The organism is Pseudomonas turukhanskensis (genome assembly GCF_027922365.1).
Lineage (GTDB): Bacteria > Pseudomonadota > Gammaproteobacteria > Pseudomonadales > Pseudomonadaceae > Aquipseudomonas > Aquipseudomonas turukhanskensis.
This window is the reverse complement of sequence record NZ_BSFN01000002.1, coordinates 271,708-284,489: the sequence shown is the minus strand read 5'-3', so window position 1 is coordinate 284,489 and position 12,782 is coordinate 271,708. Positions and strand designations below refer to the sequence as shown.

Genomic DNA, 12,782 nt, shown 5'->3' with positions numbered 1-12,782 from the left:
GACTCTCTGACTCACGGGTCAGAGCTCGCCCGAGCGGCACTTTACCGAAAGTTGCTGCGCTTAGGCAGTCTCAATCGGCGGGAAGCTCTTGACCAGGTCGTCCAGGGCCTTGAGCTGAGTGAGGAACGGCTCCAGCTTGTCCAGGCGCAGGGCGCACGGACCATCGCACTTGGCGTTGTCCGGGTCCGGGTGGGCTTCGAGGAACAAGCCCGCCAGGCCTTGGCTCATACCGGCCTTGGCCAGGTCGGTAACCTGGGCACGGCGGCCACCGGCGGAGTCGGAACGCCCGCCCGGCATTTGCAAGGCGTGGGTCACGTCGAAGAACACCGGGTATTCGAACGACTTCATGATGCCGAAGCCGAGCATGTCCACCACCAGGTTGTTGTAGCCGAAACTCGACCCGCGCTCGCACAGGATGAGCTGGTCGTTCCCGGCTTCGACGCATTTGGCCAGGATATGTTTCATCTCTTGTGGGGCGAGAAACTGGGCTTTTTTGATATTGATGACCGCGCCAGTCTTGGCCATGGCCACAACCAGGTCGGTTTGCCGGGAGAGGAAGGCCGGCAGCTGGATGATGTCGCATACCGCGGCAACCGGAGCGGCTTGCTCAGGCTCGTGTACGTCGGTGATAACCGGCACGCCGAAGGTTTTCTTCACTTCTTCGAAAATCTTCATGCCCTCTTCCAGGCCTGGGCCACGGAAGGAGCTCACGGAGGAGCGGTTGGCTTTGTCGAAGCTGGCCTTGAACACGTACGGGATACCGAGTTTCTCGGTAACGCGTACGTACTCTTCGCAGGTTTTCATTGCCAGGTCGCGCGATTCAAGAACGTTGATACCACCGAACAGCACAAAGGGTTTGTCGTTGGCGATGTCGATGTTGCCAACCTTGATGACTTTCTGGGTCATGCCTTTCTCGCTTTCTGCGCCAGTGCGGCGTTAACGAAACCACTGAACAATGGGTGACCATCGCGCGGGGTGGAGGTGAACTCCGGGTGGAACTGGCAAGCCACAAACCACGGATGATCCGGTGCTTCAACCACTTCAACCAGGGCGCCATCGGCGGAGCGGCCAGTGATTTTCAGGCCGGCCTCCTGCAGTTGCGGCAGCAGGTTGTTGTTCACTTCGTAGCGGTGACGGTGACGCTCAACGATGGTTTCCTTGGCGTAGCAGTCGAACACTTTCGAGCCTTCGATCAGGTGGCAGTCCTGCGCGCCGAGGCGCATCGTGCCGCCCAGGTCGGACGCTTCGGTACGAATTTCCACACCGCCTTCGGCGTCTGCCCACTCGGTGATCAAGCCGACAACCGGATGGCCGCTGACTTTGTCGAATTCGGTGGAGTTGGCATCCGTCCAGCCCAGCACGTTACGGGCGAACTCGATAACCGCGACCTGCATGCCCAGGCAAATGCCCAGGTACGGAATCTTGTTTTCACGGGCGTATTGCACCGTGGTGATCTTGCCTTCCACGCCGCGCAGACCGAAGCCGCCCGGTACCAGAATGGCATCCACACCTTCGAGCAGACCGGTGCCTTGCTGTTCGATATCTTCGGAATCGATGTAACGCAGGTTGACCTTGGTGCGGTTCTGGATGCCGGCGTGGCTCATCGCTTCAATCAGCGACTTATACGCGTCCAGCAGCTCCATGTATTTGCCGACCATGGCGATGTTGACTTCTTTTTCCGGGTTCAGCTTGGCATCGACGACGCGGTCCCACTCGGACAGGTCGGCGCCGCCGCACTCCAGGCCGAAGCGCTCGACGACGAAATCGTCCAGGCCCTGAGCGTGCAACACGGAAGGAATCTTGTAGATGGTGTCGACGTCTTCCAGACCGATTACCGCGCGCTCTTCCACGTTGGTGAACAGGGCGATCTTGCGGCGCGAGGACACATCGATTGGGTGGTCGGAACGGCAGATCAGCACGTCAGGCTGCAGACCAATGGAACGCAGTTCTTTTACCGAGTGCTGAGTTGGCTTGGTCTTGGTTTCGCCGGCGGTGGCGATGTACGGCACCAGGGTGAGGTGCATCAGCATGGCACGCTTGGCGCCCACTTCCACACGCAGTTGGCGGATGGCTTCGAGGAACGGCTGGGACTCGATGTCGCCAACGGTACCGCCGATTTCCACCATCGCCACGTCAGCATCGCCAGCACCTTTGATGATGCGGCGTTTGATTTCGTCGGTGATGTGCGGAATGACCTGGATGGTGGCACCCAGGTAATCACCACGGCGCTCTTTGCGCAGCACGTCTTCGTAGACGCGGCCGGTGGTGAAGTTGTTGCCCTTGGTCATGGTGGTGCGGATAAACCGCTCATAGTGGCCAAGGTCGAGGTCGGTCTCGGCACCGTCGTGAGTGACGAACACTTCACCGTGCTGGAACGGGCTCATGGTGCCCGGATCGACGTTGATATAAGGGTCCAGTTTGAGCATCGTGACCTTCAGGCCCCGCGCCTCCAGGATAGCCGCCAATGAAGCCGAGGCGATGCCTTTCCCCAATGAAGAAACAACACCGCCCGTGACGAATATGTAGCGCGTCATGAAAAACCCTAGAAGTCTGCGTTTAGGCGGTTTGCGCCGCCGGGGAAAGCTGAAGGAGGGCTGCTGCCCACCCATTACCGACAAAGCCAAAGACGATGCCGTAAAAATTGATAGCCGTGCAGAGAATCCAGAAGACTCCGCATTAGCTGTATGAGACGGGAGCGTAGTCTACCGGAACTACCCTTTCAGCTCAAACGTTGGTCATTCGTCGGCGCCTGCCACTGCAATTGCCAGTGCACCTCAGCAGGGCCGCGGATTGCAGGCAGATTGGCCACCGCCAACAACTCATCATCACGGAACAACAATGGCAATCGAGCGCGAACAAATGCAGGAATTGCGTGTTCGTTCAGTAGCCGTTTGAGGTCGCGATGGCCACGGCCGGGAATATTGAGGACCTCGCCACCTTGGCGGTAACGAACCTGCAAGGGGCCTTGCGGTGCTTCGCCCTGAAAGCGCAGCTGGCCGTTGGCAGCCAGGTGCAACGCCTCAGTCGTCTCCAGCCAACTGGGCGGCTGTCTTGGTGCCCTCAGCCAATCACCGCTCAACCACCACAGCCGTCCACCTTCGCGATGCAACTCACCCTGCGCCAGGCGCCAGATGGGTTTGGCATCGCTGGCGGCATCGCGCAGGTCAGTCCAGCCGGCCCAGTGTTCGCTGTCCGGCAGCAGGGTCAGCGGCGCTAGCCAATGGCGCAGGGCATTGCGTTGGCGTTCTGGCGAGAGATCGAGCAGCGGCTGCAACGCCAGTGACGGCAGCCTGAGCCAACTGAAGGGCGATTGGCTTTGCGCGGGCGCCAGATCCAGCGCTGCCAGATCATCGAGCAAACCCTGCGCCTCACGCAGATGGGCCGCACTGCGCGCCAACGTCTGCGCGGCCTGTGGCCAATGCGCGGCAAACTGCGGGAACACTTGATGGCGCAGATGATTGCGTGCGTAGCTCGGATCGGCGTTGGTAGGGTCTTCCACCCAGCTCAGCCCGTGCTCCACGGCATAGGCCAGCAGTTGCTCGCGCGAACATTCCAGCAGCGGCCTGATCACCATGCCCCTCCCCAACGGCCGGCTAGCGGGAATACCGGCAAGCCCACGCACACCCGCACCCCGAAGCAAACGGAACAACAAGGTCTCGGCTTGATCGTCGCGGTGCTGGGCAGTGAGCAGCACCTCGCCCTCCCCCACCACCTGAGTAAACGCCTGATAACGCGCCTCACGCGCCGCCCGTTCCACGCTGGCAACCGGCGCGACCTGCACACTGATGATCTGCAACGGCACACCCAACCCGTCACATAATCGTTGGCAATGCGCCGGCCAACCGTCAGCCGCAGCCTGTAAGCCGTGATGGATATGAATAGCGTGAAGAGGTGGCAAGTGCTCGGTATGCCCGAGGGAAGCCAAGAGGTGCAGCAACACAGTGGAGTCCAGGCCACCGGACAAGGCGATATGCCAGGCCGGCGCAGCACGCCAGGGTGCCAGGCCAGCTAGCAACCTGGCGTGCAGACTCATTTAGGCAATGCCGTAGCTCATCAGACGGTCGTAGCGACGTGTCAGCAACGCGTCGATATCGAGCTTCTGCAAGGTGGCCAGTTGTTCGCCCAATGCCGCACGAATCGACTCAGCGGCTACCGCCGGTGCCGAATGCGCGCCGCCCAGTGGCTCGTCAATCACCTTGTCGACAATGCCCAGGCCTTTCAGACGCTCAGCGGTGATGCCCATGGCTTCGGCAGCTTCGGGCGCCTTCTCGGCGGTTTTCCACAGAATGGAGGCACAGCCTTCCGGCGAGATCACCGCATAGGTGGAGTACTGCAGCATATTCAGTTGGTCGCATACGCCAATGGCCAGTGCACCGCCGGAACCGCCTTCACCGATAACGGTGGCGATGATCGGGGTTTTAAGCCGCGCCATGACGCGCAGGTTCCAGGCAATTGCTTCGCTCTGCCCGCGCTCTTCGGCGTCAATGCCCGGGTAGGCGCCCGGTGTGTCGATAAAGGTCAGGATCGGCATCTTGAAGCGTTCGGCCATTTCCATCAGGCGGCAGGCTTTGCGGTAGCCCTCAGGGCGCGGCATGCCGAAGTTGCGGCGAACCTTCTCGCGCACTTCGCGGCCTTTTTGGTGGCCGATGACCATCACGGGCTGATCGTTCAGACGGGCAACACCGCCCACGATGGCCGGGTCGTCGGAGAAGTGACGGTCGCCGTGTAGTTCGTCGAACTCGGTGAAGATATGTTCGATGTAATCGAGTGTGTAAGGCCGGCGCGGGTGACGCGCGAGCTTGGCGATCTGCCAACTGGTCAGGCTGCCGAAGATGCTGGCAGTGAGCGTGTTGCTCTTGTCTTGCAGACGGGCAATTTCATCGCTGATGTTCAGCGAATTGTCGTTACCGACCAGGCGCAACTCTTCGATCTTGGCTTGCAGATCGGCAATCGGCTGTTCGAAATCGAGAAAATTCGGGTTCATAGTCATCCGTCTTGCGCCTGGCCGGAGCCGGCGGCTGAGTCCGTTGAGCGCCTTACCTTACGGGAACAGGCGCATTCAGGTCGAGGGTAAAAATGGGCGCCCATGCACAGCGAGCGCCACTCGCTTGTTAGCGATAGTGCAAAAAGACGTTGTCGCGCCCGAACTGGTCACGCAATGTTTGAATCAATCCATCCGCCGGGTCGATTCGCCAGCCCTCACCAAACTGCAACAAGGCCTTCGCTTCGCTGCCGGTGTAGTCGAGGGTGATCGGGCAACCGCCTCGGTGTTTCTTGCACAACTCGGCCAGCCAACGCAGGCGATCGCCCTTCAAAGCATCGCTTTTGACCCTCACACGCAGGCTTTCGGCCAGGCCCGTACGGGCATCCTCCAGGCTCATTACGCGCTTGGCACGCAGGCGCAGGCCGCCGGAGAAATCGTCGTTGCTTACCTCGCCTTCAACCACTACCAGGGCGTCGGTTTGCAGCAGCGCCTGCGCCGAGTTGAACGCGTCGGCAAACAAGGAGGCTTCAATACGCCCCGAGCGGTCGTCGAGGGTGATAAAGCCCATCTTGTCGCCCTTTTTGTTCTTCATCACCCGCAGGTTGACGATCAGACCGGCAATGGTCTGGGTGTCACGCGCAGGTTTCAGGTCGATGATGCGCTGACGGGCAAAGCGGCGAATCTCGCCTTCGTACTCGTCAATCGGGTGCCCGGTCAGGTACAGGCCCAGCGTTTCTTTCTCGCCGCGCAGACGTTCTTTAAGAGAAAGCTCTTTGGCCTTTTTGTGCTTGGCGTAGACGTCCAGATCGGCGTCGCCAAATACCCCGCCAAACAGGTCGGCGTGGCCGCTGTCATGGCTGCGAGCGGTTTGCTCGGCGGCTTGAATCGCTTCTTCCATCGAGGCCAGCAGCACCGCGCGGTTGCGGTCGATGTTGGCTTGATAGGCTTTGATTTCATCAAAGAAGTACGGACCCAGACGGTCCAGCGCGCCACTGCGGATCAGCGCGTCGGTGGTGCGTTTGTTGATGCGCTTGAGGTCGACACGTGCGCAGAAGTCGAACAGGTCCTTGAACGGCCCGGCCTGTCGCGACTCTACAATCGCCTCCACCGGCCCTTCGCCCACGCCCTTGATCGCGCCGAGGCCGTACACAATGCGGCCGTCATCGTTCACGGTGAACTTGAATTCAGAGGTGTTCACATCCGGCGCGTCGAGGCGCAGCTTCATGCTGCGGCACTCTTCGATCAGGGTCACGACCTTGTCGGTGTTGTGCATATCCGCCGACAACACCGCCGCCATAAAGGGCGATGGATAGTGGGCTTTAAGCCACGCGGTCTGGTACGACACCAGGCCATAAGCGGCGGAGTGGGATTTGTTGAAGCCGTAACCGGCGAACTTTTCCACCAAGTCGAAAATGTTACCGGCCAGGTCTGCGTCGATATTGTTCTTGGCGCAACCCTCAATAAAGCCGCCCCGTTGCTTGGCCATTTCCTCGGGTTTTTTCTTACCCATGGCGCGACGCAGCATGTCCGCCTCACCGAGGGTGTAACCGGCCATGACCTGGGCGATCTGCATCACCTGTTCCTGGTACAGGATGATGCCGTAGGTGGGCAGCAACACCGGCTTGAGGCCGTCGTACTGGTAGTCCGGGTGCGGGTAAGCCAGCTCGGCACGACCGTGTTTGCGGTTGATAAAGTCATCCACCATGCCCGATTGCAGAGGGCCCGGACGGAACAGGGCCACGAGGGCGATCAGGTCTTCCAGGCAGTCGGGCTTGAGCTTTTTAATCAGCTCTTTCATGCCGCGCGATTCAAGCTGGAACACCGCGGTGGTTTCGGCTTTCTGCAGCAACGCGTAGGTGGGCTTGTCGTCCAGCGGAATGAAGTCGATGTTCAGCGGCGCTTCGCCAACCTTGGCTTTGTCGCGGTTGATGGTCTTCAGTGCCCAGTCAATGATCGTCAGGGTACGCAGGCCGAGGAAGTCGAACTTCACCAGGCCGGCGGCTTCCACGTCGTCTTTATCGAACTGGGTTACCAGGCCGCCGCCCTCGTCGTCGCAATAAATGGCGGCGAAGTCAGTGAGCTTGGTCGGCGCGATTACCACACCACCGGCGTGCTTGCCGACGTTACGGGTAACGCCTTCCAGCTTCTTGGCCATCTCCCAGATTTCGGCGGCTTCCTCGTCGACCTTGAGAAAGTCGCGCAGAATCTCTTCCTGCTCGTAGGCTTTTTCCAAGGTCATGCCGACCTCGAACGGAATCATCTTCGACAGACGATCTGCCAGACCGTAAGACTTGCCCTGCACCCGCGCCACGTCACGCACCACCGCTTTGGCCGCCATGGTACCGAAGGTGATGATCTGGCTAACCGCGTTGCGCCCGTATGCCTGGGCCACGTATTCGATCACGCGGTCACGGCCGTCCATGCAGAAGTCGATATCGAAGTCAGGCATCGATACCCGCTCCGGGTTCAGGAACCGTTCGAACAGCAGGTCGTACTGCAGCGGGTCGAGGTCGGTAATCTTCTGTACGTAAGCCACCAGGGAACCGGCACCTGACCCCCGGCCCGGGCCGACCGGAATACCGTTGCGCTTGGCCCACTGGATAAAGTCCATCACGATCAGGAAGTAACCGGGGAACCCCATCTGGATGATGATATCCAGCTCGAAATTGAGGCGGTCGACGTAGACCTGGCGCTTCTCTTCATAGTTGGGCGTGGTCTCTTTCGGCCACAGCACCGCCAGGCGCTCTTCCAGGCCCTCGAACGAGATCTTGCGAAAGAACTCGTCCATGGTCATGCCGTCCGGCACCGGGAAGTTGGGCAGGAAGCTCTTGCCCAGCAGAATCTCGATATTGCAACGCTTGGCGATTTCGACGGTGTTTTCCAGCGCCTCTGGAATATCGCTGAACAACTCCCACATTTCTTCCGGCGATTTCAGGTACTGCTGATCGCTGTAAGTACGGGCGCGGCGCGGATCGTCCAGGGCACGGCCTTCACCGATGCACACACGGGTTTCGTGGGCTTCGAAGTCGCTCTGCTTGATAAAGCGCACGTCGTTGGTGGCCACCAGCAGGGCATCGCAGCGGCCCGCCAGTTCAACGGCCAAGTGCAGATATTCTTCGTCATTGACGCGGCTGGTACGTTGCAGCTCCAGGTAGAAGCGGTCGGGGAACACGGCCTGCCATTCACGCAGCGACGCTTCGGCTTCCTGGGTATTGCCGGCCAGCAGCGCCAGGCCGATCTCGCCCTCTTTGGCACCGGACAAGGCGATCAGGCCTTCGGAGGCTTCCTTGACCCACTCGCGCTCAATGATCACTTCGCCATTGCGCTGGCCTTCGGTAAAGCCGCGCGAGATCAACTCGGTGAGGTTGCGATAGCCCTTGGCATTCATCACCAGCAAAGTGATGCGGCTCAACGGGCCGTCTTCGTCTTTGCTGGCCAGCATCAGGTCCGCGCCACAGATCGGTTTGATCCCGGCGCCCATGGCGGCTTTGTAGAACTTCACCAGCGAGCACAGATTGCGCTGGTCGGTGACGGCCACGGCTGGCATACCAGAGGCGGCGGCGGCTTTGACCAGGGGTTTGACCCGCACCAGACCGTCAACCAGGGAAAACTCGGTATGCAAACGCAGATGAACAAAGGTGGCCGGCATGCTGATCCTATAAAGCGCAAAAACGACAAGGCCCGGATTGTACCGGGCCTTGGCGCAAACATCAGCTTGCGGTTGTTACACGTCGGTCAGATCGACACTTTCCAACGCGCGGCGTACCGGCGCGAAAGAGCGCCGGTGGATGGGCGTGGGCCCCAGGCGCTGCAGTGCGTCCAGATGCATCGCGGTCGGATAGCCCTTGTGCCCGCCGATGCCATAACCTGGGTATAGCGCTTCCATTTCCTGCATTTCTCGGTCACGGCTGACCTTGGCCAGAATCGAGGCCGCGGCAATGGCCGGCACCTTGCTATCGCCCTGCACCACCGAAGCGCTGGGCACCTTGAGCTTGGGGCAGCGATTGCCGTCGATCAGCGCCAGTCGCGGGGTCACGCTCAAGCCTTCAACGGCACGCTGCATGGCCAGCATGGTGGCGTGGAGAATATTCAGCTGATCGATTTCCTCGACCTCGGCACGGGCGATGCACCAGGCCAGGGCTTTTTCCTTGATTTCATCGAAGAGCTTTTCGCGCTTGGCTTCGGTGAGCTTCTTTGAGTCGTTAAGCCCAAGGATCGGCCGCGCCGGATCGAGGATCACCGCCGCCGTCACCACCGCGCCACACAGCGGACCACGGCCCACTTCGTCGACGCCGGCGACCAATTCTTCAACCAGAGTGAAATCCAGACCCAGTTGCATCAGCGCGCTCCTGCCAGCTCGAGAACAGCCTTGGCCGCCTCGGTGGAGGCGTCGCGGCGCAAGGTGCGGTGAATCTGGTCGAAGCCTTCGGTTTGTGCTTCGCCGCCGTTCAGCAGTGGCGCCAGCGTGTGGGCCAGTGCATCCGGCGTGGCAGCATCCTGCAACAGCTCGGGCACCAGGAGGCGGCCGGCGAGCAGGTTGGGGAGAGACACATACGGGCTTTTCAGCATGCGCTTGAGAATGCGATAGGTCATCGGCGCCACGCGGTAGGCCACCACCATCGGCCGCTTGTACAACAACGCCTCCAGGGTGGCAGTGCCGGAGGCGATCAATACCGCATCGCAGGCGGCCAGCGCGGTGTGCGATTGGCCGTCGAGCAAGGTAACGGGAATATCGTGGCCGGCCAATTGCGCTTCAAGCTGGACGCGCCGCTCGGGGCTCGCGCAGGGCAACACGAAACGTACGCCAGGGCGCAGCGCGCGCAGGCGCACGGCGGCGTCAAGAAACAACCCGCCGAGCCGCGAGACTTCACCGCCACGACTGCCGGGCATCAAGGCGACCACCGGGCCGTCGGCCGGCAAATTCAGTTCGGCGCGTGCAGCGGCGCGGTCAGCTTCAAGGGGAATGGCGTCCGCCAGGGTATGGCCGACGAAACGCACAGGCACCTGGTGCTCGTCGTAAAACTTCGCCTCGAAGGGAAACAGGGTGAGCATCAGGTCGCAGGCTTCGCGAATTTTCAGCACACGCTTCTGGCGCCAGGCCCAGACCGAAGGGCTGACGTAGTGCACGGTCTTGATGCCGGCACGCCGCAGCTTGAGTTCGAGGTCGAGGTTGAAGTCTGGGGCGTCGATGCCAATAAACACATCAGGCTTGGCCGCGATCAGCGTCTGGATCAGGCGCTTGCGCCGCGACAGCAGCTCCGGCAACCGGCCTAGCACTTCAACCAGGCCCATTACCGACAGCCGCTCCATCGGGAAATAGGAATTCATGCCCTCGGCCTGCATACGCGGGCCGCCTACGCCGATGAACTCAACCTCAGGATGCTGCGCCTTGAGGGCGTGCATCAGGCCCGCGCCAAGGATGTCGCCCGACGCCTCACCGGCGACGATGGCGATACGTAATGGAGCGCCCATGATCAGCGAGTGATGCCGCGAGACGATGCTTTGATGGAGTCGATAAACACCGCGACTTCCGGATATTGCGCAGCGGAGTCAGCCAACTCGGCGAGCGCCTTGTCAACCGTCAGCCCCTGGCGATAGACCACTTTATAGGCACGACGCAGGGCCTGGATGGCGTCTTCGCTGAAACCCCGACGGCGCATGCCTTCGAAGTTCATGCTGCGGGCTTCGGCCGGGTTGCCAAACACCGTCACGTAAGCGGGTACGTCTTTGCCGATGGCGGTACCCATACCGGAGAAGCTGTGGGCACCGATATGGCAGAACTGATGCACCAAGGTGAAACCGGACAGGATCGCCCAGTCATCCACGTGTACATGGCCAGCCAACGCAGTGTTGTTGACCAGAATGCAGTGGTTGGCGATGACGCTGTCGTGCCCGACATGGGCATAGGCCATGATCAGGTTGTGGTTGCCGATGGTGGTTTCCGCGCGGTCCTGAATGGTGCCGCGGTGGATGGTCACGCCTTCGCGAATCACGTTGTGATCGCCGATCACCAGGCGGGTGTCTTCGCCTTTGTACTTGAGATCGGGCGTGTCTTCGCCTACCGACGAAAACTGGTAGATGCGGTTGTGCTTACCAATGCGCGTGGGCCCTTTGAGAATCACGTGGGGCCCAATAACCGTACCCTCGCCGATTTCCACACCGGGACCGACGATCGACCAAGGACCGACTTCTACGCCGTCGGCCAGCTTGGCAGTCGGATCGATGATCGCTCGAGGGTCAATCAAACTCATAGTTTCCTTTCCGCACAGATGATTTCTGCCGAGCACACTTCTTTGCCATCAACGCTGGCGCGGCAGGCGAACTTCCAGATGCTGCGTTTGGAGCTGATGAACGTGGCTTCGAGGATCAACTGGTCGCCCGGGGTAACGGGTTGACGAAAACGCAGCTTATCGGAGCCGACAAAGTAGTAAAGAGTGCCATCAGCCGGCTTCACGTCAAGCATCTTGAAACCAAGGATGCCGGCCGCCTGGGCCATGGCTTCGATGATCAGCACGCCCGGCATGATTGGGTGCTCAGGGAAGTGGCCGTTGAAGAAAGGCTCGTTGATGCTGACATTCTTGTAGGCGCGAATGGTCTTGGTGTCTGCCACATCCAAGTCGACCACACGGTCTACCAGCAGGAACGGGTAGCGGTGCGGCAAGTACTCGCGGATCTGGTTAATGTCCATCATGTTCGGAAAAGCCTGTAATAGAGGAAGGGGACTGACGAATGCCGTCAGTCACGCATCAGATGAAGCATCGTCGGCCGGGGTCACGGCGGCCAGACGCTTTTCTAGCTGCTGCAGGCGACGCGCCATGTCATCCAGGGTGCGGAAACGGGCCGCGCTTTTGCGCCACTCCGCTGCCGGCTGCATGGCGGTGCCGGAAGAATACGAGCCAGGCTCGGTAATAGAGCGGGTCACCATGGTCATGCCAGTGACGAATACGCCATCGCAGATCTCGATATGCCCCACCAGCCCAACGCCGCCGGCAAGCATACAGTGCTTACCGATCTTGGTGCTGCCGGAGATACCGACGCAGGCGGCCATGGCGGTGTGATCACCAACCTGAACGTTATGCGCGATCATGATCTGGTTATCCAGCTTCACGCCGTTGCCAATGATGGTATCCGCCAGTGCGCCACGGTCGATGGTGGTGTTGGAGCCCACTTCCACGTCATCACCCAGGGTGACGCCGCCGATCTGGGCAATTTTCTGCCACACACCTTTTTCGTTGGCAAAGCCGAAGCCTTCACCGCCGATGACCGCGCCCGACTGAATCACCACGCGTTTACCAATGTGCACGTCGTGGTACAGCGTCACGCGTGGCGCCAACCAGCCGCCCTCACCCACAACAGTACGCGCGCCAACAAAGCACTGCGCGCCAATGGTCACGCCAGCACCGATCTGCGCACCGCTCTCGATCACCGCGTAGGCACCGACACTGGCAGAGGCATCAACCACAGCATCTGCCGCCACGATGGCCGTGGCGTGAACGCCGGCAGCCGCGCGCGGTTTGCGGTCGAACAGATGGGAAAGTTCGGCATAGGCCAGATAGGGGTTGGCCACAATCAATGCCGCGCCGGCATAGCCCTCGGCATCGGCCGCAGTCAGCAGGACCGCACCGGCTTTGCAATCGGCGAGAAATTTGCGGTATTGGGGGTTGGCGAGGAAGCTCAGATGAGCCGGGCCAGCCTCATGCAAGGTGGCCAGGCCGGTAATGCTGGTGTCCGCGGCGCCACGCAGGGTGGCGCCTAGACGCTCGGCCAACTGGCCGAGGGAGAACACTATCGCAGTCAT

General features: G+C 60.6%; 10 protein-coding genes. All 10 read right to left on the bottom strand.

Going from position 1 to position 12,782, the window contains the following annotated elements; translation table 11 throughout:
* Nucleotides 1–60: 60 nt before the first annotated feature.
* Nucleotides 61–906, bottom strand: a complete 846-nt coding sequence (gene kdsA, locus PKE98_RS05095) for a 3-deoxy-8-phosphooctulonate synthase (RefSeq protein ID WP_271194189.1) — start codon at nucleotides 904–906, stop codon at nucleotides 61–63.
* The gene (gene pyrG, locus PKE98_RS05090) at nucleotides 903–2,534 is read right to left on the bottom strand and encodes a CTP synthase (protein ID WP_271194188.1); all 1,632 of its coding nucleotides are present in this window, start codon (nucleotides 2,532–2,534) and stop codon (nucleotides 903–905) included. Before pyrG ends, kdsA begins: the two co-directional genes overlap by 4 nt.
* Before the next feature lie 185 nt (nucleotides 2,535–2,719).
* The gene (gene tilS / locus PKE98_RS05085; protein WP_271194187.1) at nucleotides 2,720–4,033 is read right to left on the bottom strand and encodes a tRNA lysidine(34) synthetase TilS; all 1,314 of its coding nucleotides are present in this window, start codon (nucleotides 4,031–4,033) and stop codon (nucleotides 2,720–2,722) included.
* The gene (locus PKE98_RS05080) at nucleotides 4,034–4,984 is read right to left on the bottom strand and encodes an acetyl-CoA carboxylase carboxyltransferase subunit alpha (RefSeq protein ID WP_271194422.1); all 951 of its coding nucleotides are present in this window, start codon (nucleotides 4,982–4,984) and stop codon (nucleotides 4,034–4,036) included.
* A gap of 127 nt (nucleotides 4,985–5,111) precedes the next feature.
* Nucleotides 5,112–8,633, bottom strand: a complete 3,522-nt coding sequence (dnaE, locus tag PKE98_RS05075) for a DNA polymerase III subunit alpha (protein WP_271194186.1) — start codon at nucleotides 8,631–8,633, stop codon at nucleotides 5,112–5,114.
* A gap of 75 nt (nucleotides 8,634–8,708) precedes the next feature.
* The gene (gene rnhB / locus PKE98_RS05070; protein WP_271194185.1) at nucleotides 8,709–9,323 is read right to left on the bottom strand and encodes a ribonuclease HII; all 615 of its coding nucleotides are present in this window, start codon (nucleotides 9,321–9,323) and stop codon (nucleotides 8,709–8,711) included.
* On the bottom strand, nucleotides 9,323–10,456 hold the full coding sequence (lpxB, locus tag PKE98_RS05065) for a lipid-A-disaccharide synthase (RefSeq protein WP_271194184.1): 1,134 nt from the start codon (nucleotides 10,454–10,456) through the stop codon (nucleotides 9,323–9,325). Before lpxB ends, rnhB begins: the two co-directional genes overlap by 1 nt.
* A 2-nt stretch (nucleotides 10,457–10,458) precedes the next feature.
* Nucleotides 10,459–11,235: an acyl-ACP--UDP-N-acetylglucosamine O-acyltransferase gene (lpxA, locus tag PKE98_RS05060; protein WP_271194183.1), complete on the bottom strand. Its 777-nt coding sequence runs from the start codon at nucleotides 11,233–11,235 to the stop codon at nucleotides 10,459–10,461.
* Complete coding sequence (gene fabZ, locus PKE98_RS05055; protein ID WP_108095934.1) at nucleotides 11,232–11,675, bottom strand: 3-hydroxyacyl-ACP dehydratase FabZ; 444 nt, start codon at nucleotides 11,673–11,675, stop codon at nucleotides 11,232–11,234. Before fabZ ends, lpxA begins: the two co-directional genes overlap by 4 nt.
* Before the next feature lie 48 nt (nucleotides 11,676–11,723).
* Nucleotides 11,724–12,782 (bottom strand): UDP-3-O-(3-hydroxymyristoyl)glucosamine N-acyltransferase, encoded by a 1,059-nt coding sequence (lpxD, locus tag PKE98_RS05050; protein WP_373877809.1) that lies wholly within the window; start codon nucleotides 12,780–12,782, stop codon nucleotides 11,724–11,726.